The organism is [Flexibacter] sp. ATCC 35208, from assembly GCF_001975825.1.
In the GTDB taxonomy this organism is placed as follows: Bacteria; Bacteroidota; Bacteroidia; order Chitinophagales; family Chitinophagaceae; genus Chitinophaga.
The window spans coordinates 31,770-53,660 of record NZ_MTKN01000022.1; the positions used below are offsets into that span (position 1 = coordinate 31,770).

Below are 21,891 nucleotides of genomic sequence, written 5' to 3' on the forward strand. Positions count from 1 at the left end.
AGCCAGGTCTGCCAGAACAATGACCGGCATTGTATAAAAGCCTTTTATAACAACAGTCCCTTTCATAAAAACGTAATCGTTTTTCCGAAAAACAGGCCAATTGTAATCGTTTTTCCAAAATCATAATTACTTTTCCAAAAATGATATGATTTATAATCGTTTTTCCAGGTAAAAACAAGCCTTGCGTAGATTATACCACTTATTCTACGCAAATCTTGCGTAGAATACTTCTTCATGCGAAGAATATTAGCTATAATACGAAGGCCCCTGCATACGCAGAGGCCCTCACCACACCAACAGCCAGCTACACCAGCCTGAATTCATCTACTCTTAACCATATTCCCACCATCCACCGTCGCCTGGCTAATCCCACTCATCACCGTCCCAGCCACCGCCAGGTACCCTGCAATCTGTGTCAGCACCGCAGGTACCATCACCGGCAACCCCGCAATCGTCCCACTAATCGCCAACAACACCAATCCCACATTACGCACCTTCTGAAAAAATGGTGGCGTCGGTGCCACCAACCGTTCCGCAATATTCATTGTTGCTTTTTTTTGATAGTTAAAAAAACCTGTTCCTTCGCATCTAGCGCCATATACACCACCCTCCTCAACACATCCATTGCAGCCACGGAATAATACCCCAATCCCTCTCCATGAATACTGGTCACCGGCGCAATACACCCCTGCAACTCCTTCATCGCATTATTCGCCGGATGAATCAGGATCAGACTCCTACCTTGCACACCCAACACCTCAAGGTGCCATTTCTTCCGCTCACTAAATCGCTTCCTTAGTGTATACCTCCCTTCCGGAATACACGAACACCCCACATGGTTCTCCTTCCACGGCAACTCAATAGTATAACAAAGCCGATGCCCTTCCATGTACAAAGCGCCATTTGTACCCGTATCAAAATACTCCCGCATCAATAATAATTCCATAACCCTGAATATTAAGCCGTACCAGACACCGCAACAATAGACAAGGCATTAAATGCCCCATTAAACAGGCTATACAACCCATTATTAACCCGCTGGAAAAACTCAATACCCAAAGCCAGGAAAAGTGGCCTGGTACTATTAGCAGTAACCACTGCAGACAAAACAATTGGCGCCGTCGCAACCCTGTCCAATGGCAGTTCACCACTATCCAGGATATTATTCACGAAAGTCTCCCCTTCAAAATCAATCTCTGCACCACCCACAAAGATCTTATAATGGGTAGCACCTTCAGGTGCAGCAATCATATTATTGGGAATAAACGCAGGCACATTTATAGTTGCAGTGCCTGCAGCCCGGTCAATGGTTGCCACATATGGCGCATAAAAAGTACTCCCCAGCGATGACGCTGCATTGAACTCAAATCCCCGCAGTAACTCCACCTCTCCATCAATCACATTCCGCTTTCCACGTACACTGACCTGGTCTGCCTGAATCACCTTTAAAAAAGCACTGGTTAACCTCCCTGATACATAACTGTCACTGGCATTCTGTACCAAAGCTCTTAATGAAGTTCTCAGGAGTTTATTTGCCTTCCCGGCCCTGCCAAACTCCTCGCCGTTCTCCCTGGTCCGCTCAAACGCCGGATCCTTTGCTATACGGCTGCCATCAACACCTCCTTTTTCTCTCGCCAGATTCCCGGCTTTTGTCTTATAAAAAGAGATATTCCCGATAGTACCCTTAAAAGGCACAATTCCTCCAACTCTTGCCATTTTAATATCATTTAATTCACTTTAAATAAGGACAATTTCATCGCCATGTCCGTTCGGCTCATTCTGCGCAAAATGTATTATATTTGGTTACCAACACCAAGCTACGCCGGCATTTCAACCTAAAAAAATGTACCTTCCGAATATGCCGATTACGCAGAAAATCATACCAAACCGCATCGTAATATTTGCCAAAGATGTCATGAATATCACCGGCAGAAAAGAACGTGCTGCGCGGGATTTGATACAAAAAATAAGAGAGAAAAATGGAAAGGGGCCAAAGCAATTTGTGACCGTAAGTGAGTTTTGTGAATATACTGGTCTGCCAGAAGAAAATGTGAAACCATTTCTGCTCTGATAATAGAAATAATATAAACGCCCCCATATTTCAAATCAGGAGCTGCCACATATAAAGGCACATCTACCAAAGGTTTCCAACTGCACCTCCTTATGAACATTCACCCCTTCCATCTACACCTCTTCCAACTGTGAGTGAAATCCTACTGTTGAAAGAAATGCAGATGAAAAAGAAGTCCACAACAAAAACACCGTTGTGAATGTAATAACAGTTTAAATTTTCCAATAGCTGGAAAATTTAAACATGCATTCCTACTGATTACCTAAAAAATATTATCTGAAAAAATAACTGACATGAGCAAGCGCTGCAAACTTAGTCCCCGCTGTAAATGCAACGCCATCAACAGGCTGTTCACCCTTCAAACGTGTGACTGTCTCAAATTGTGTTTCCTTCCATTTCACATTAAACACATTGTTGATCGTTAAGCCTACCTCAAACTTCGCCCTTGTGTAATTCAATACTAAATCATTCACAAAATACCCCTTTGCTGTCAGACTATAATCCTCATTCGCAGCCCTGTCTCCTAAATAACGATATCGAAAACTGCCATTGATTCCATTCTTTAATAACCATGTTACCCCTCCCGTACTACTCCATACCGGTGCAAGCGGAATATAGTTTTCCCCCTTAGGGTCATCGATAGAACGCCCATGTGCATAGTTTACATCCGCATCTACATAAAGCGCAGCAACCGGCTGAAAACGTCCTGAAAAGTCGAAACCCACACGACGGGTACGACCACTGAATTCAACAGTTCCACCATCACCTGCATATACATATTCTTTTTGCAAATAGCTATACCATACCGCTGCATTAAATAATAAACTTTTTGATAACTTGAACACTGTTCCCAGATCTGCACCATATGCAGCAGGCAAGGTCTGCCCCCCTTTTTCCACTACCACTACCCGGGCATCGTTGGAATGAAACCCTTTCCCCAACAACAAATAAAACTGCGTTTTATCTGTTGCCTGGTAATAAAGGTTCACCTTCGGACTAACAACATTATTATTAGCTGTATAAATCCCCTCACCACTTAATGTAGCATCATCCGCCAGTTTGTTATTGTACTTATAGAAGAATTGATCAAACCTTAGCCCTAAATTTAATGAAAGCCGGTTATTAAACTGTAGGGTTTCATTCACATATCCACCTGCACTGAATTCAGTAATATCGCCCAGTTTAAAACGTTCAATCAATGTATAGCGGTTGATAGTATGAGATAGCTCTGAATTATCTGTAGCATCAAAACGCGCATTGATACCAGCGTCAGTGGTTAACTTTGTATTCCCTATATACCCTTCATGCAGGTAACTGCCATTATATCCAAATAAATTACGCGCTTCTTTTTGCCTGATCTCATCTCCATTTACAGTATCTTCTAAAAAGAAAGTAAAATTCGTAAACAGATCAAACTTGTACCTGGAATAATAAACCTGGTTTTTTATAATATCATGGTTAGGAAGAGTAGTGACTAACTGTACATTCAAATTTGTCCGGGAAGTAATCCCCCCCTCATTCGGATCCAGCTGTCCATAAAACCCTACTTTCCCTTCATCAACAGCACTTTCAGGTATCTGGCCGGATGCATCCCATTTGCTATAAAGCGTAGATGCTGTCAATGTTAACCAGTTATGCTCATTGAGTTGACCATGATATTTAGTAAAGAAATTGAAACGCTTGAAATGCTGGGAATGATCGAAGTAACTATCACTATAGCGATATTCTGAAGCAGCATACCAGGATTGATTCTTCGCTTTGGCTTTATCTCCCAGCAGGTTTATCATCGCGAGTGCCCGGTAAGTATTATATTGACCACCTTCCAGTTTTACAGTGTTGGAACTGATCGCATCTGCTGTATTAAAGTTCACAAAACCAGTTACAGCAAGATCTCCCTTTTCTGCATTATACATTCCCTTCTGGTAAGTAGTACTTTCAATCGTTTCGGGAATAATGAAATGACTATCTGCATAGCCCTGCCCATGTGCATGCGAAACCATATTAATAGGTATTCCATCTACACTCATACTGATATCTGTACCATGGTCATTATCAAAACCTCGCAGGAAGATCTGTTCTGCCTTGCCCCCACCCTGGTGCTGGCCTATAAACAAACCAGGCACAATCCGTAATACTTCCTGTGAATTTGATACACCTCTTAACTTAATATCCATTTCACTCAAAGCCTTATATGGATTGCCGGTATTCGCAGTGATGATCACATCTGTTAATTGAGTTTGCTGGGTGGCGATAGGAATAATCTGGCCATTTCTAAAGTTACTTAACTGGTAAGATTGTTGCTTATAGCCAATTGCCGATACTATAATCACCCTCGCCTCAACAGGGATATTTTTATAAAAGAACCGTCCATTTTCATCCGTTATGTCCGTATGGTTGCCGGGAGTCAAACGTACAGTCACCCCGCTGGCAGGAACATGTGTTGCACTGTCAATGACTATACCGGAAAGGGTTTGTTGTTGTGCAGAAATAGAGTGATTGATCACGATGGTCATCGTGATAACAAGCAATAATTTTAATAAATTCATCTCAATATTTATAGTACATACAAAGACAGATCAAGCCAATGGCTTAATCAAATTAAAAATAATCAGGTATATGCCTATAATCGTGGTGGAGGGTAGTCAATATCCTGCCTGGATGCTAAATTAGCACATCTGAACAGGGAATATGCCGGATTCAATATTTGCTCAGCAGGGAAATGGAGTTGTATATTTACGGCTGGCGTATGAGAAATATCTTCCAGGCCACTTTTTTGATTATTAGTAGCATCTTCTTTGCCGGCAAGCTTTTCAGCCTTTACAATTTCAAGGCCAACGTGATCTTTGCCATATGCATGATGCGCTGTTTCCAGGTGCTCCTTTTCCCGGAAAGTATGGGCGATGATGTCTGAAACCAGTGGTATAAGCGGTGAAAAGATGAAGAAAACGTAAGCAAATAACACCACGTAAGACAGATCCTGCATCAGCTTCTTTTTCAGCGACATACCTGTATCTCCGGATGAATTATCCAGGGATTCATTCAGGTCGCGTACAAAAAGGAACCAGTATAGCTTTTTAATCAAGATCGTTGTTAATTATCGCTAAAATATCATTATTTAACCAGGAAAACGCACTAATTTCGACATGCAAGTTAATAATATAGCCTAAATCATGCTATCTCAAAGTAAATTTATTATTGTATTCGCTCATATACAACCAGGAGAGCTGACCCGGCTGCTAAAATCAAATGTGATATCCGCTTATCTGCTACAAGGATATCAGCATATTTTGCCATACGGCTACGACCACATTGCATTTATTTTAGGACTATTTTTACTAAGCCCCCGTTTAAAGGCCATATTATGGCAGGCCACGGCATTCACTATCGCCCATTCTATTACACTTGGACTCGCCATATATCATATTATTACCCCCTCGCCGGCACTTGTAGAGCCATTAATAGCACTGTCCATTCTTTACGTTGCCGTCGAAAATATTCTTTCCCCTAAGTTGAGGCCTTCGAGAATAGGAATTGTATTCCTCTTCGGATTAATTCATGGACTTGGATTTGCAGGCTCGCTGTCGCAATTGGGATTGTCTCATGAGCATTATTTCTCCTGCCTGATTATGTTTAACCTGGGAGTTGAACTTGGACAAATTACAGTGATACTTACCTGCTATTTTTTACTGGCCAGGTGGTTTGCGGATAAACCTTATTATCGAAAATATATAGCAATACCGCTATCAGCCTTGATTGGCGTGATAGCTTGTATCTGGCTGGTACAAAGGATATAACCTGCTTCTGAACACTGTATAAATAATTTATTCAATACTGCTCCCCCTCATTTGGAAAGTCAGAATATAACAGCATCTTACATACACCTATTGAAAGTTCACATTCCCTTACCCGTTGGAAAGCTTTTTGAATTTTTTCTATAGCCAATCGCCTTTAATAACCATCCCTACGAATGATCAATTGAAGGATTACATGCAGAAAGGAATTTTCCACACCGTAAAAAATTTATACCATTTCATAATTATATTTATAATCTGAACATACATCTATGAACTGGTTTAAAAACCTGGCTGGCAGAATCTATGCATTATATGTGCTGATGATCTTCACCATATTCATGCTCATTTTCCTGCTCCCAATGTGGTTGTTATCATTCTACTCTCTAAGAACCCGCGTTCGCAGATTTGTCAAATCCGGACGCCTCTGGTGCCGTATAATGATGCCGCTGATCGGTTGTCCCGTCCGTACCAAAGGCCGCGAAAATTTCGCCCCCGGACAAGCCTATATCATCGTTTGTAACCACAACTCCTTCATGGATATCCCTGCCACCTACGCCGGCATCCCAGGTATCCACAAAAGCCTCGCAAAAAAGGAAATGGTAAAAGCACCCATCTTTGGCATTATGTACAAGATCGGCAGCGTGCTGGTAGATCGGAAAGACCCCGCCAGCCGTAAACATAGCTTCGTGGAAATGAAAGAGGTACTGGAAAATGGCATGCATATGCTACTCTATCCGGAAGGCACCAGGAACAAAACTGATCAACCCCTGAAGGAGTTTTATGACGGGGCCTTTTCACTCGCTATTGACACCAAAAAGCCCATTTTACCAACCATCATAAAAGGCACAAAAGAAATTATGCCCCCTGGAAAAACGTTCTTTGCCTGGCCACATGCTGTTACAATGGAGTTCCTGCCACCCGTCTCCACTATTGGGTACACCTTGCAGGATATAGAAGAACTAAAGGCAAAAATATTCCAAATCATGTGGGAACATTATCAAAAAATATAAAAAAAGGGAAGCCCCTACCGGAACCTCCCTTTTTACAATATCCTACACTTCGCTATAGATCATAGAACGTCCTCGACCTGTTAATCCTCAAATCTCTCAATATTCCCGCCTTCGGACTGATCGTAATACTAAACTGACGATAACTACCAATCGGAATCAAATTAATCGACATCTGCCAACAGTGCAGATCCCTCGATATATACATATTTGTATACCCCAATGCATGATTAATAAAGTCATAACCACTATTCACCCCCACCTTCCACTTCGGTGTCAAACTAAAATCTCCACTAACCGTCAGGTACTGGTAGAATGTCTTCACCACCCCTCCTGAATCCGCCTGGATCGTATTACTATAAGTCAGGCTATAAGACAGATCCAACTTCCATGGAATATCAAAGTCCACATACTCACCCGGGTTCTTCTTCACCGTCGCCAGCTGTCGCTGCTGTGCCTGGAATGCCGCATCCGTACTTTCTGCATTCTCTATACTATTTAGCTGATCCTGCTTGGCCTTCGCCTTCTTATCCGGCGAAGTAAGGGACGTACTCAGCGCTATCGTGGCATTCGATAATCGGCCCGGACTGAACCTGCCCTGATTCCACACATATTTGTCAATTTTTTTTCCCCTGCTATTATATACATAAGGATCAATATTACCACTGGCTGTGATGTTGATCTTATCAAACAGGTTCGTACGGGCGTACAAACTGAAAGTTGACAGTTTGAAGCTGTCCGCCAACAGGTTATAAGAACCATTGAAACCAAAACCATCCAGCAGCTTGATCTTCTTCTCATGGTTCGCCGACGTATCCTTCTTCGAGAACACCTTCATTTCCAGGTTATTATCCAACCCGAACGAGATAGATGCGGCCCTCCCCTCCGAAGGCACCCCAACAGAAGAACTGGTAAAATAAGAAGTACGTACCGCATCGCTGTCCCTATTATAATACTGGTTATAATAGGCATTACTGGCCAGATCAGGTTGCGCACTGATACTCAGTGTAGGCCGCATCACATGGCGGATAGCTTTCACTTTAGACCCATTCGGGAACACATACATACCATATACCGCTGTTGACAAAGACAAACTTGCACTCGCCTGCCGTGCAGCAAATAAGCCCTGAGTATATATTGTATCCAAACCACCCAAAGAGTCTACACTCACACGCTTGTTTGGATTCCACCTACGCTCCGTCTTCTTTGTATACCAATATTCTGCATAACTGACACCCGGAGACAGGGTAAAGTTTTTAAACACAGGAATAGTAAAGGAGATAGGAATATTCTGTTTCATCCCTGACTGCAACGCATCGAACATCTTCGACTTACCAAACACTGAGTCCTTGAATGTCACGCTATTAGCAAGCGTTGCGGTGTAACCAATCCCGAGTTTGTGGTACCATTTAGACTTCCCAACCAGCTCCTTTGGCTGAAACGGATACTGCGTATTCATGGAAAACGTCGCATTCGGGAAGGAAATAGACACATCACGGGTACTCAGGTTCTGAGAGTGTGTCAGACTCGATGTAAAGTTATAAGGCTTGCCCTGCCAGGTCTTCGAAAAGCTGATAGAAGAACCAATGTTATTGTTTACACGGGTAGCATAATCCGTTACATTGTAAGTATTATAGCTGGAAGTACCAAAGTTCACGTTCGCACCGAAGTTCACACCCGGTCTGGCCTTACTGTCCATACTGTGGTTCCAGGTAACCCTGAAGTCACGAGAGCGGCTAAACTCAGATTTCACCGAAGGATCACCGAAACGGGTATTGGCAAAACTCAAAGTCATACCACCATTATAATGATAGCGCTTTCGGTATGTCGGACTGGCAGTGAGCGACCAGCTACCATAAGAGTAGATATCTCCCCGCATGGTAAGGTCAAAATGCTCCCCCAGACCTAAGTAGTATCCTCCATTTTCCAGACCCATCCCCTTCTGGGCGTTCACCACATACCCCGGCACCAGGATACCGGAACGTTGTCCCTGGGTGATTGGGAAAATAGCAAAAGGAATGAACAAAGGTGTTGGAATCCCTTCAATCTCCAGGTTTGCCGGACCAGATATTACCAGTTTATCAGGAATTACCTTGATCCTTTTGGCCCTGAACTGGAAGTGAGGGGTATCCAGGTTACAGGTAGTATACCCGTTTTTGAAACCAAAGATGCTATTGTCAGGCATGCGCTTCGTCTGCTCACTATGCACATAGCCTTCTCCGTACTGGGATTTGGTATTGTAGATCTTTGCTTTCTTCGTTTCCATTGCAAAACGCAGGGTATCGGAATCAAATTCCTGTCCACCGTCCTTGAAATGCGGACGACCGAAAGGCTTACCAGCTGTATCCAGCGCGGTAGTGGCTTCCATAATACCTGTAGATTGCATGTAGGTCATTCGTTCAGCTGTAATCTCCATCGTTTTATACTTTGTATTGGCAGTGCCATACATATAAAACTTCTTTTCCGGAATTACCAGGATAATAGAATCCTTCGCTTTGTAAGCGACTGGCGCATCCAGGCTATCCTTGGAAAGCTTGGGACCATGCAGGCTATCTATTCCTGTGGAATCGGTTGAAGATCCAATAGTATCAATACGGTTTGGATGCTGTGTATCAGTTTTTGCTGGTTCCGGCGTTTTTATAGCAGGAATAGTCGTATCCGCCCCTTTCGGCACGGTATCTGCGAAAACAATTGAAGACACGGTGAGGTCGGACCTCGGCGAAGCCAAACTGGTAAAAATTACAGGAAACGCAATTAATATTCCTCCAAATACCAGGTATATCTGTCTCAAAAACTTTTTATAATTATTTTTGTAACTCGGGTGCATGTGTTAAGTGGCACAAACCTACAAGTTTTTGTACAAATTATTGTCAATTGTAAAATGAAAAAGAATGCGGCTTAATATTATTTAACACCTTATATTAGGACGAAAGACTGATTTTAAACGATGAATTACTTTAGAAAAACCAGGAACTCCCTGTAAATTACTGACTGAGGAAGGAACCGGACAATACAAGTTTACTGTGTAGACCCCGGCCCCATCGGGGAAATTCGATTGTAATTCGCAATTATTTTTTTTATTATGACTAACGCCCATTAAATTAAAATAAAAACTGAGTCATGCGCTGGAACCGATTTTGGATTTTTTTAAGTTGTGCAACATTTTTTGGAAGTTTATTTCTTTACGCGAGGAACAAACCTGAACCAGCAGGCAAAAAACAAAATCCGCCCCTAAGGACGATCATTATTGATCCTGGACATAGTGCTACTACCCCGGGAGCAAAAGGAAGTTTTTCCACGGAGGAACAGGTAACACTGGATGTAGCCCTTAAGTTGGGCAAGCTGATCGAAGCCAATATGAAAGATGTACGTGTGGTCTACACAAGAAAGACACCCGCAGCACTGGCAGGCTCCCTGAAGGCAGACCTGAACGAAAGAGCCAATATCGCCAATAGGGAAAAAGGAGACCTTTTTATCTCTATTCACTGTAATTCTGCTGGACCTACCCATAAAGTAACCGGCTATAAGACGGTATATGTGAAGAAAGGAAAAAAGAAAGTAGCCTCCAAAAGACCTATTTACTCAACCTCCCCCAGCACAGCAGAAGGTACTGAAACCTATGTATGGGCTACCGGGAAGAACAATGCAAAGACAGAATCCCTGCGTGAAAGCTCCGTAATCATGCTGGATGCTGAATCTGAAGGGGCTAATTCTGTCATGGATATGTCCGATCCGGAAACCTTTATCCTGCTGAACACCCTGCGCAACGCTTATTTTGACCAGAGCCTCCGCCTCTCTTCCCTGATCGAAGATCAGTTTACAGAAGTAGGCCGCATCAGCCGTGGCGCCCGTCAGCGTGACGAAAAAGGAATCTGGGTGCTGCAGGCCACCGCCATGCCAAGTGTACTGGTAGAACTGGGCTTTATCTCTAACCCACAGGAAGAAAAGTACCTGAACTCAGACGATGGTCAGCAGGAAATGGCACTCTGCATCTTTAAAGCAATCAAACGCTACAAGGATGAACTGAACCGCTACGATGGCGACCGCCGCTCCGGCAGCGAACAACCAGCTACCATTCAGAACAATGCCACCAAAAGCAAGTCGGTTTATAAGCAATCCGCTGATAAAGAGGTCGTAAGCAATACACCTACTGCCCCAGCCAAACAATCTTTTGATGTACAACTGCTGGTCACCGAAAAGACCTACGGCAGAGGTGCTACCATATTTAATGGAATGCACGGTACCATCAGGAAGTATTCATACGTAAAAGACAGTAAGAAGTTAAATAAATATATCTGGGAAAATTTCCGGACCGAAGCTGAAGCCAAAGCTGCATTGCAAAAAGCAAAGCAGCTTGGCTTTCGCCAGGCCTTTGTAATTAACAAGGATGGCTCCATAGGTAGTTCAAAACCAACGCCCCCCGTACAGCTGGCTAAAACAAAGTCGGTGAGCAAGCCACCAGACAATAAATATAATATACAACTCCTCGTTACTGATAAGAAGTATACCCGCTCAGCCCCCATCTTCAGCAAATTGAACGGTTATATTAAAAAACAACCCGTGTCTATTAATAATAAGACACTTAATAAATATGTTTGGGGCACTTTTGCCAGCATCAATGAAGCAAGGTCTGCGCTCTCCCACGCCAAAAAAGCCGGCTTCTGGAACGCCTTTATTATGGACCCTGAGCATAACAGCCTTGCTCAACGTTAACTCCTCCCCTCCCCCCTTTAGCCTTTTTAACCCCACGACCCTTTCCCCCAACTTTTTCCCAAAACCAATCATTTCCAACACTTCACGTTATATTTACCTTTTTAAATATTAGTTAAAATAGGTGTGGTATTTGCAATTGAAAATCAGTAATTGATTGCCCGCATCCTTTTTTGATTATTTTTGCAAGAACGTATAACGTATTCACATGCTTAAAGTATCGAACGAAACTAAGGTTGGCATCCTGGCTGCAGTAGCCATCGCAATGCTGATTTTAGGTTTTAATTTGTTAAAAGGTAAAAGCCTTTTTTCGCATAGCAAGACTATTTATGCTGTATATACACAGGTAAATGGCCTCCAACCTTCCAGCGCCGTACAGGTAAATGGCCTCGTGGTAGGTAATGTAGCCAACCTGGACGTAATGGATAAAAACGCAGGCCGCATCCTGGTAACGCTGACTATCAAGAAGAAAATTGATATTCCGCGCAATTCTGTGGCCCGTATTACCGGCGACCTGTTAGGTACCAAAACCGTACAGATCGACTTCGGTAACGCGAACGATTATCTCAAAGACGGCGATACCGTGTATGCAGCCGTAGACGGATCCGTAACAGACGCCCTCAAAGAACAACTGAACCCATTGGTGCAGAAACTGGAAGGTACACTGGGATCTGTAGACTCCGTTCTCCTGACCGTCAACTCCATCTTTGACACAACTACCAAAGGCAACCTCAGAGAAGCAATCGCCCACCTGAATGCCACTATGGGCAACTTTACCCGTACTTCCGCATCCCTGAATGGTATGCTGGATCCAAAACATGGTAATGTGACCGCAACCTTCGACAACCTGGAAGCACTCACCGCTAACCTGAAAGCAAACAACGACAAGATCACCGCTATCCTGAGCAATGCAGAAAAAACAACTGCTGCCCTGTCTAACGGTCAACTGGATAAAACACTACAGGAGTTGCAGCAAATGGCTACACGCCTGAACGAAACAATTGCAAAACTGAATAGTACCGATGGTACTGCAGGTATGTTGCTGAACGATAAGAAAGTATATGTAAACCTGCAGAATTCATTGAATAGCCTCAATAAATTGTTGGAAGACCTTCGCGTAAATCCAAAAAGGTATGTACACTTCTCTTTGTTCGGTAAAAAATCAAAACCTCAGCCCATACCATCAGATACTGCTACGGCACAATGATTTTAAACATGCAGCATTTAGCTAAAGTCGGGCTTATCCTCGCCGGGATCTGCCTTGGTAGTATATTCTCTGCCAAAGCACAGGATACCCTTCAGCAAAAGACTGATACCGGGAAAGTGATCCACATCATTCACGCTGACTCCTTGAATGTAATCACGAAGAACGGAGTTTCGCTGAACCGGTTTATAAACGATGTTGTCTTCCGACAGGGAAATACATTATTCTATAGCGATAGTACATTTATTGACAAAGCGACAAATGTACTCGACGCCTATGGTCATATTCATATCAATCAGGCCGACAGTATTCATATCTATGGCAACTATCTCCACTATGAAGGGGAGAGCAGACTCGCCACCATGTATGACAATGCCCGCCTCACAGATGGTAAAGTGACCATCTCTGGCCCTGAGCTGCAATACGACATGAATGCCAGGATCGGTACCTATACCAAAGGTGGTAAACTCGTAAACGGTACCAGTGTTCTCACCAGCCAGGAAGGTTTTTACTACGCCGATACCAAAGACGTTTATTTCAAAAAGAATGTATTGCTCGTAGATCCGGAATATACCCTGACTACCGATACCCTCTTATATAATACAATCTCCAAAGTGGCCACCATCGTAGCACCTACTACGATCAATGATGGTAAAACCATTATGTATACCACCTCAGGAGAATATAATACAGAAACCGGCGAAGGTAACTTCGACAGCCGCCCTACTATTGAAGACAGCGCCACGACCATTACTGCAGACAGGATCATTATGGACAAAAGAACCGGGATGGCATATGCCTACGGGAACATGGTCTATAGAGACACCGCACAGCATATGAGCCTCCTCTCTAACTTTGGTACGGTAAACCAAACCAAAAAAACCATCCTGGCCACACAGCATCCTCTCATGATCCTGGAAGGGAAAACAGATACCATGTACCTCTCTGCAGATACCTTGTATTCTGCCATCCTGGGCAAGGATAGCATCAATGTCAGGAAACCACTGAAAGATACCATCGCTGTCGTGTTGGAGAAACCTGCGGAAAAAGAAATGCCGGATCTGGCCAAAGCAGATAGTATAGCCAAAGCAGTACCTGATAGTACCGCAAAAGCATTATCAGATAGTATAAAGGCCGTAGCAAAGATCGATAGCGTCACCACACCAACTGCGGCAAAGCTTGATAGCGTCGCTACTTCAGCACTCGCAAAGCAAAAACCTGTACCAGGAGGTCCACCTCCGGGACCGGGTGGTCCGGGTGGCCGCCCTCCAATGGCGCCAGGTAATCATCCGCCAACGCCTCCGAACGGCAATCCTCCTTTCCTTGATGCAAAGACTGACACCACTGGCAAAAAATTCCAGGAAAGTCTGCAAAAAGCTAATGGTCTGGCAGATCGTGAACGCGATAGCCTCATGAATGTAGTCGATACCGCTACACTGGCGCTGACCAACCCTGCCCTTACAAAACAAGTGAGGGATAGCCTGGTAAAAGCGGGTCCTGATGCATTGCAGAATAAACCGGATACTATCGCAAAAGACACGACAGAGATCAGGTACATCATGGCATGGCACAATGTAAAGATCTACTCCGATTCCTTACAGGGCGTGGCAGATAGCGTATATTATTCTACAAAAGATTCTATCTTCCGCTTCTACCGCAACCCGGTATTGTGGGCGAATAGTACACAGCTGAGCGGAGATACCATTCACCTCTATACAAAAAATCAAACGGCAGATAAAATCTTACTGACACAGAATAGCCTGATTGTAAAAGAAGTAGACAAGGATCTGTATGATCAGATCAAAGGAAACTTTATCACCGGCTACTTTAAAAATCAGTCGCTCGACTGGATGCATGTAGATGGAAATGCCGAAAGTATCTATTATGTACAGGATGATGATGGTTCTATTATCAGTGTGAACAAAACGTTGAGTGGTATCATCAATATGTACTTCCTGGAAGGACAATTGCACCATGTAAATTTCATCAAAGATCCGGAAGGAACGATGTATCCGTTCGGTCAGCGGCCTATCGATCAGATGCAGCTGCCTAACTTTAAATGGGAAATCAAGCGAAGACCGAAGTCGAAATATGAGCTGATGGGTGGTGTGAAAGAAAAACAACCTGTAGCTGATACAACGACCGTAACAACTTCTTTACCTTAAAAAAATAATTATGATCAAACGGCTCTTCTCTCCCATTTATGATTTCCTGAATGATAGCAGAGCCACCGGAATAGTGTTGATCATATGTACAATCACATCCCTGCTACTGGCTAATTCTCCAATTCAGGAGAGCTGGTTGCAGGGATGGTCTTTTTCAGAGCACTGGATCAACGATGGATTGATGGTGCTCTTCTTTTTTATGGCCGGTATGGAAATTAAAAGAGAGCTGATTAGCGGAGAGCTTTCTTCTGTACAACAAGCCACACTACCAGTGTTGGCAGCAGTAGGCGGAATGTTGTTACCCGCAGGGATCTTTGCTTTATTCAATCATGGTACACCCTATGCAAATGGCTGGGGAATACCCATGGCAACAGATATCGCTTTTTCACTGGGCGTGATTTCATTATTAGGAAAAAGAGTACCGCTGGCGTTGAAGATCTTTCTCACTGCGCTGGCAATAATCGATGATCTGGGAGCGATAGTGACGATTGCAGTTTTTTATACAGCGACATTGCATCAAATTTATTTATTGGCAGCCGGGGGAATTTTAATCGGGCTGTTTGTGATGAATAAATTTAAAGTACAAAGGCTGATATTTTATTTCATCCCCGGCATCATCCTCTGGTATTGTATCCTCCATTCAGGTATCCATGCCACTGTTGCAGGTGTATTACTGGCCTTTACAATACCGCTCAATAAGTTGGATAATCTGATCCATCACCTGCACAAACCTGTGAACTTTATCATCATGCCCCTGTTTGCACTGGCAAATACAGCCATCGTAATCCCAACACCACTCGGACCCATTCTCCAACACACAATCAATTACGGCATCATCGCAGGACTGGTACTCGGCAAACCACTGGGTATTTTCCTCTTTTCTTTCATCGCTGTTAAAACACGTATTGCGGCATTACCTTCACAAAGCAACTGGTCACAGTTATTAGGTGTAGGCCTGCTGGCCGGTATCGGATTTACCATGTCCATATTTATTGCCACACTTGCATACACAGATGTCAACTGGCAGGTTTACAGCAAGATAGCAGTAATGATTGCATCATTAATAGCCGGCATAGCAGGATATCTTTATTTACGCAAAAGATAGCTACCTCATCCACGCAATATTCCGTATCTTGGCACCGTTATTGCGAAGCATTGCAAATAACAAATGAAAAAGATCCTGTTCATAGCCTTGCTCCTGGGGTTGTACGCTAGTTATTCAAAGGCACAGACAAAAGGCAATCCACAATTAGGTTTGCGCGCTGGTTTGCCATTTGGAGCTACAGTACGATACTTCTTCGACGATGCCAACGCAATAGAAGGCATCGCAGGCGCTTATTCCAAAACTTACACTGTCACCGGTTTATACGAACATCATTTTGACCTCTCGGCCTTGACCACGCAAGGATTTGCATGGTTTATCGGCGGCGGAGCTCATATGGGTAGCCGGACAGTGTCAGGAAATACAAAAGTGATTGGTGGTGTGGATGGTATTGCGGGCGTAGATTACACCGTCCCCTCCCTCCCACTGAACCTGAGTATAGATTGGAAGCCCGCAATTCATTTTAATACTGACGACGACCTGACTGACTTTGCCATATCGATCAGGTATACGTTTGGAAAATAATTATTGAAAACCTTTAGAGATTATTGAAACAACCTTTTTTAAAAACCAAAAACAGATATGAAACAACTTGTGTTATTATTCAGCCTGTGTACTGTAATGGCATTTCAGGTTAATGCACAACGTCGCGGTAGCTCTACAGACTACGTGAACGCGGTAGGCGTAAGATTAAATCCATTTGTAGTAGGTGCAACTTTCCAGCATTTCTTTACTGAAAACCATGCTTTCGAGGCCCTGGCCTTTACGGATTACAACCGTCGTTCAAATGTAACTTTCACGGCATTGTATGAGTACCATTTTGACCTGGGCGATACCCCACTGCGTATGTATGCAGGTGGTGGCGTGCACTTAGGTATCTACGATCGCTGGGATTATGATCGTGACCGTTATTGGGAACACGGTGATGGTTCTTATGCATCTCCTGGTATAGATGGTATCATTGGTTTGGAATACAAATTCAAAAAAATCCCGCTGGTGATCAGTGGTGACCTGAAACCATATGTAAACTTCGTAGGTGGTACACACCACATTGGCGAAGAGATCGGTGGTGCTTCAGCAAGATTCGTCTTCTAAGAAGAATATACTCTATTATTGAAAAGGGTCGTCTCAAACTTCGGGACGGCCCTTTTTCTTTGAAATAGTTTTCATTCCCCGTTGCTGAATTCCCTCTATCATGAAGGTTTTATTCAGTACCTATGGAGAGAATTTTCGTACATGCAATTCTCCTGGCCTTCCTTTTATGATACATCCCCTTTTCTTTTTTATATTTAACTATGAAGATTTTTTCTGCACAACAGATTCGTGAAGCAGATGCATATACCATCACGCACACGCCCATCAGCAGCCTGGACCTAATGGAAAGAGCCGCTGCTGCTTGTACTACCTGGATTTGCAAGCACTATGCTGCTGATATACCTGTATATATTTACTGCGGTATGGGCAACAATGGCGGTGATGGTCTGGCCATTGTACGCCTGCTCAGAAACAGAGGTTACATTGCCCACGCATTTATACTGCACCATAGTGAAAAGGCGTCTGCAGATCACGTGGCTAACAGAGAAGCTTTGCAGCAAAAATATTTGGATGCCCTACACGATGTGCCTGTTATATCTTCTATTGCTGCACCACCTGCAAATGCACTGATCGTAGACGCCCTCCTCGGTACAGGACTCAGCAGGCCCGCAAGTGGCTGGATAGCGGGCATTATCCAACAACTACAGGCATTGTATACCACCCACACCATCATCGCCATCGACCTGCCTTCAGGCATGCAGGCAGATAACTCTTCCCTGAATACACCTGTGGTAAAAGCACACCATACACTGAGCTTTGAATTTTATAAACTTGCTTTTTTATTTCCTGAAAATGCTGGCCTCACCGGCGAAGTACATATTTTGCCTATAGGCCTCCATCCGGATTATATTAAGCAAACCCCTACCCCATTTCATATTAGTGAGTCCGCATTGATCAAAAGCATTTACAAACCCCGCTCCCCTTTTGCACACAAAGGTACCTTTGGTCATTCCCTGCTCATTGCAGGCAGTGAAGGCAAAATGGGCGCAGCAATACTGAGTGCCAGCGCCTGTCTGAGAGCAGGTGTCGGTTTATTATCCTGTCATGTACCCAAGTGTGGATATACTATTATTCAACTGGCAGTGCCCCCTGCTATGTGCATCATAGATGACCAATATGACCACAGTTCCGGCTTTCAGACAGACACTTCAAAATATAAAGTGATCGGAATCGGCCCCGGTATCGGCACCGCCGCAGGTACCGCCTGGGCACTCGAAAGACTTTTTGAACAATATCGCCAGCCCATGGTAATCGATGCAGATGCACTCAACATCATCGCAACTACACCTGGTTTGATTGACAAAGTACCTGAAGGAAGCCTGCTAACCCCACACCCTAAAGAGTTTGAGCGCTTATTTGGAAAGACTGCCAACAACAGGGAACAACTACAGGTCTTATCTCATAACGCCATTGAAAAACGCCTCTGTATACTTTTAAAAGGCCGGTATACAGCCATGGCATTTCCGGATGGCAATATTTATTTTAACACAACCGGCAATCCCGGTATGGCAACAGGTGGCAGTGGAGACGTATTAACAGGTATTTTGACATCATTAGTGTCACAGGGATACGCCTCCAAAGATGCGATGCTGATGGGCGTTTATATCCATGGTCTGGCAGGTGACTATGCCGCTGAAACCCTCTCCCAGGAAGCAATGACGCCGGAAGACATCATTGACAATCTCGGCAAAACCTTTCTGGGCCTGCGTAAATGAGATACTACATCAACATACACCCCAAAAAACCTCGGAATAACGGCTTTTTTCTATCAGTTATCTATCTATTTCCCATCAGACAATTCGTAATGGAATAAAGTTTATATTTATAGAATTGTAAAAAATCACGTATATGAATATCGTTTACCTCGTTCCATGTTTTGGCTTGCTTGCCCTGCTATTTACTGCCGTCCGCAGTGCATGGGTATCCCGTCAGGATGCCGGTAATGAAAGGATGACAGAAATAGCCCGCTACATAGCAGAAGGGGCAATGGCTTTCCTAAAGGCTGAATACAAGATCCTAACCTATTTTGTAATTATCGCCGCTATCCTTTTGGGGATTATGGGTGCTTCTCATGAAAACTCTGACTGGACTATTGCCCTTGCATTTATCATTGGCGCTGTATTCTCTGCTACAGCCGGTTTCATTGGAATGAGAATCGCAACGAAAGCAAATGTACGTACTGCCCAGGCGGCACGTACCAGCCTGTCACAAGCCCTCAAAGTTTCCTTTACCGGCGGATCTGTAATGGGTATGGGTGTAGCCGGACTCGCTGTATTAGGTCTGGGTTCACTCTTCATTATTTTGAAAGCTTACTTTGGTGCAATACCCAACACCGATCAGATGATCAAAACCATCGAAGTATTGACAGGCTTCTCACTGGGTGCAGAAAGTATCGCACTGTTTGCCCGTGTGGGTGGTGGTATCTATACAAAAGCTGCGGATGTAGGCGCTGACTTGGTAGGTAAAGTGGAAGCAGGCATCCCGGAAGATGATCCGCGTAACCCCGCTACCATTGCAGACAACGTAGGCGACAATGTAGGTGACGTAGCCGGTATGGGTGCTGACCTCTTTGGCTCTTATGTAGCCACTGTACTGGCAACAATGGTATTGGGCAGTGAAATCATCTCTAACGACAAGTTTGGTGGCCTTGCACCGATCCTCCTGCCTATGATGATCGCAGGTTTTGGTATCGTGTTCTCCATGATAGCAACCGTTTTTGTAAAGATCTCTGATACCGCAGGTCTGAACACCAGCACGGTACAAAGAGCACTGAATATGGGTAACTGGGGGTCAATCGTACTCTCTGCTATCGCCAGTGCAGCATTAGTTTACTGGATCCTGCCTGAAGGATCAATTTACCTGAAACGTGATTATTTACCAGGAACATCTGATTTACGTGAAGGTACCAAAGCGATCACACAGAGTGGTGTAGTAGGAGCCATCTTCGTAGGATTGGCTGTGGGTACGCTCATGAGTATCATCACTGAATATTATACCGCAATGGGCAAGCGTCCGGTATTATCCATTATCCGTCAGTCTTCAACTGGTCATGCCACAAACGTGATTGGTGGTCTGGCTGTAGGTATGGAATCTACCATGCTGCCAATCCTTGTGCTGGCTGCAGGGATCTACGGATCTTTTGCCTGCGCAGGTCTCTATGGCGTAGCAATTGCTGCTGCCGGTATGATGGCCACAACTGCCATGCAGCTGGCGATCGATGCCTTTGGCCCGATTGCAGATAATGCAGGCGGTATCGCTGAAATGAGTGAACTGCCCAAAGAAGTAAGAGAGAAAACTGATATCCTGGATGCCGTTGGTAACACCACTGCGGCTACAGGTAAGGGTTTCGCCATTGCTTCCGCAGCACTGACTGCACTGGCGCTGTTTGCAGCATTCGTAGGCGTAGCTAAAATTAATGGTATTGATATCTATAAAGCAAATGTATTGTCCGGTCTGTTCGTCGGCGCAATGATTCCGTTTATTTTCTCTTCCCTGGCTATCAGGGCTGTAGGCGAAGCGGCTATGAGCATGGTGGAAGAAGTAAGAAGACAATTCAGAACCATCCCAGGTATTATGGAAGGTACCGGCAAACCTGAGTACGATAAGTGCGTGGCAATTTCAACACAGGCTTCTATTAAAAAGATGATGGTGCCTGGAGCCATTGCCCTCATCTCCCCAATCCTGGTAGGCTTTGTGTTTGGTCCGGAAGTATTGGGTGGTTTCCTCGCAGGTGCTACTGTAAGTGGTGTACTGATGGGGATCTTCCAGAACAATGCCGGCGGTGCATGGGACAATGCGAAAAAATCCTTTGAAAAAGGAGTCGTGATCAATGGCGAGACTTTTTACAAAAAGTCAGAACCACACAAAGCATCTGTAACCGGCGATACCGTAGGTGATCCATTCAAAGATACTTCAGGTCCCTCCATGAACATCCTGATTAAACTGATGTCTATCGTAAGTCTGGTGATAGCGCCGACTTTGGCAGATTTACACCATACAGGACAACCTGAAACTGCGAAAAAGCAACCAGTGAAAACGGAACAGGTCGTTGTTAAAAAATAATTATCTGAAGCTTATTTTGGAAAGCCCCGGCTGAAATGCCGGGGCTTTTTAATTATACAGTAATCGAACAAGCATCGAAGAAGCATCGAACAAGCATCGAAGAAAGCTTATAGCGACCTTATAGAAACCTTATAGAAACACTACCTGACTAGTCTAATTATCAATTTATTTGGTAGAATGGAAAAACTCTTTACCTTTGTACTGTAATCATTTTAATTACAGTATGGTCAAAAGTAAGTTTGCAATATCAGTTCATATCCTCAGTCTGCTCAGCCTTTCTGAGACAGAATGGATGTCCAGCGATCTCATTGCAGGCTCACTCAATACCAACCCCGCCCTGGTGCGCAAGGAACTCGCAGCACTAAAAGAAGCCGGTCTTGTAGAAGGCAAGGAAGGCAAAAACGGGGGAAGCAGGTTGACCAAATCACCAAACAATATCTATTTATCCGATGTTTTCCAGATTGTAAAGGAAAACCACATCTTCGGCTTCTCTCCCAACCTCCCCAATCCTGAATGCCCGGTAGGCAGGGATATCAATGGCGCGCTGGAAAGCCTTTTCGATACCATCGACCAGGCCGTATACGAGAAACTGAAGCATACCACACTGGCGCAGTTCAGCGCTCAGTTCGTGTCTTGATTTTTTTTACATCAAACTGTAACAATTTTAATAACAATAAAACT

The 21,891-nt window shown here is 44.1% G+C and carries 18 protein-coding genes; 12 read left to right on the plus strand and 6 right to left on the minus strand.

Going from position 1 to position 21,891, the window contains the following annotated elements:
* Positions 1-320: 320 nt before the first annotated feature.
* Genes BW716_RS15580 through BW716_RS15590 form a run of 3 tightly spaced genes read right to left on the minus strand, consistent with a single transcriptional unit; the run spans position 321 to position 1,716 of the window.
* Positions 321-545 (minus strand): hypothetical protein, encoded by a 225-nt coding sequence (locus BW716_RS15580; protein ID WP_083723609.1) that lies wholly within the window; start codon positions 543-545, stop codon positions 321-323.
* On the minus strand, positions 542-946 hold the full coding sequence (locus tag BW716_RS15585; RefSeq protein ID WP_083723611.1) for a DUF5675 family protein: 405 nt from the start codon (positions 944-946) through the stop codon (positions 542-544). The genes BW716_RS15580 and BW716_RS15585 overlap by 4 nt, the downstream gene beginning before the upstream one ends.
* Positions 947-957: 11 nt before the next feature.
* A complete protein-coding gene (locus tag BW716_RS15590) occupies positions 958-1,716 on the minus strand; it encodes a hypothetical protein (RefSeq protein WP_083723613.1) in 759 nt (252 codons plus the stop codon).
* A gap of 127 nt (positions 1,717-1,843) precedes the next feature.
* Between BW716_RS15590 and BW716_RS15595 the strand changes: the two genes are divergently transcribed.
* Positions 1,844-2,071 (plus strand): hypothetical protein, encoded by a 228-nt coding sequence (locus BW716_RS15595; RefSeq protein ID WP_220388772.1) that lies wholly within the window; start codon positions 1,844-1,846, stop codon positions 2,069-2,071.
* Between the two features lie 272 nt (positions 2,072-2,343).
* Here BW716_RS15595 and BW716_RS15600 read toward each other — a convergent pair whose 3' ends face one another.
* A complete protein-coding gene (locus tag BW716_RS15600; RefSeq protein WP_083723615.1) occupies positions 2,344-4,617 on the minus strand; it encodes a TonB-dependent receptor in 2,274 nt (757 codons plus the stop codon).
* A gap of 74 nt (positions 4,618-4,691) precedes the next feature.
* Positions 4,692-5,153: a hypothetical protein gene (locus BW716_RS15605; RefSeq protein ID WP_083723617.1), complete on the minus strand. Its 462-nt coding sequence runs from the start codon at positions 5,151-5,153 to the stop codon at positions 4,692-4,694.
* 88 nt (positions 5,154-5,241) lie between these two features.
* Between BW716_RS15605 and BW716_RS15610 the strand changes: the two genes are divergently transcribed.
* Together BW716_RS15610 and BW716_RS15615 are read left to right on the plus strand one after the other, a co-directional pair.
* Positions 5,242-5,865, plus strand: coding sequence for a HupE/UreJ family protein (locus tag BW716_RS15610; RefSeq protein WP_083723619.1), 624 nt, complete (start codon positions 5,242-5,244; stop codon positions 5,863-5,865).
* A 269-nt stretch (positions 5,866-6,134) separates the two neighbouring features.
* A complete protein-coding gene (locus BW716_RS15615) occupies positions 6,135-6,875 on the plus strand; it encodes a 1-acyl-sn-glycerol-3-phosphate acyltransferase (RefSeq protein WP_083723620.1) in 741 nt (246 codons plus the stop codon).
* Between the two features lie 52 nt (positions 6,876-6,927).
* Here BW716_RS15615 and BW716_RS15620 read toward each other — a convergent pair whose 3' ends face one another.
* A complete protein-coding gene (locus BW716_RS15620; protein WP_143708863.1) occupies positions 6,928-9,663 on the minus strand; it encodes a putative LPS assembly protein LptD in 2,736 nt (911 codons plus the stop codon).
* Between the two features lie 329 nt (positions 9,664-9,992).
* On the opposite strand from BW716_RS15620, the gene BW716_RS15625 reads away from it, so the two are divergent.
* The 9 genes from BW716_RS15625 (at position 9,993) to BW716_RS15665 (ending at position 21,847) form a co-directional block, all read left to right on the plus strand.
* Positions 9,993-11,585 carry an N-acetylmuramoyl-L-alanine amidase gene (locus BW716_RS15625; RefSeq protein WP_083723624.1) on the plus strand — a complete coding sequence of 531 codons (1,593 nt, stop codon included), beginning with the start codon at positions 9,993-9,995 and terminating at the stop codon, positions 11,583-11,585.
* 205 nt (positions 11,586-11,790) lie between these two features.
* The gene (locus BW716_RS15630; RefSeq protein WP_083723626.1) at positions 11,791-12,789 is read left to right on the plus strand and encodes an MlaD family protein; all 999 of its coding nucleotides are present in this window, start codon (positions 11,791-11,793) and stop codon (positions 12,787-12,789) included.
* A gap of 8 nt (positions 12,790-12,797) precedes the next feature.
* Positions 12,798-14,951, plus strand: a complete 2,154-nt coding sequence (locus BW716_RS15635; RefSeq protein WP_179091153.1) for an OstA-like protein — start codon at positions 12,798-12,800, stop codon at positions 14,949-14,951.
* Positions 14,952-14,961: 10 nt separating this feature from the next.
* Entirely contained in the window at positions 14,962-16,056 is a 1,095-nt protein-coding gene (nhaA, locus tag BW716_RS15640; protein ID WP_083723630.1) for a Na+/H+ antiporter NhaA, read from the plus strand.
* Positions 16,057-16,119: 63 nt separating this feature from the next.
* A complete protein-coding gene (locus tag BW716_RS15645) occupies positions 16,120-16,578 on the plus strand; it encodes a hypothetical protein (RefSeq protein WP_083723632.1) in 459 nt (152 codons plus the stop codon).
* Between the two features lie 57 nt (positions 16,579-16,635).
* Entirely contained in the window at positions 16,636-17,148 is a 513-nt protein-coding gene (locus BW716_RS15650) for a hypothetical protein (RefSeq protein ID WP_083723634.1), read from the plus strand.
* Positions 17,149-17,348: 200 nt separating this feature from the next.
* Positions 17,349-18,863 carry an NAD(P)H-hydrate dehydratase gene (locus tag BW716_RS15655; protein WP_083723636.1) on the plus strand — a complete coding sequence of 505 codons (1,515 nt, stop codon included), beginning with the start codon at positions 17,349-17,351 and terminating at the stop codon, positions 18,861-18,863.
* 133 nt (positions 18,864-18,996) lie between these two features.
* Complete coding sequence (locus BW716_RS15660) at positions 18,997-21,210, plus strand: sodium-translocating pyrophosphatase (RefSeq protein ID WP_083723638.1); 2,214 nt, start codon at positions 18,997-18,999, stop codon at positions 21,208-21,210.
* Between the two features lie 223 nt (positions 21,211-21,433).
* The gene (locus BW716_RS15665; RefSeq protein ID WP_083723640.1) at positions 21,434-21,847 is read left to right on the plus strand and encodes an Rrf2 family transcriptional regulator; all 414 of its coding nucleotides are present in this window, start codon (positions 21,434-21,436) and stop codon (positions 21,845-21,847) included.
* Positions 21,848-21,891: the final 44 nt, after the last annotated feature.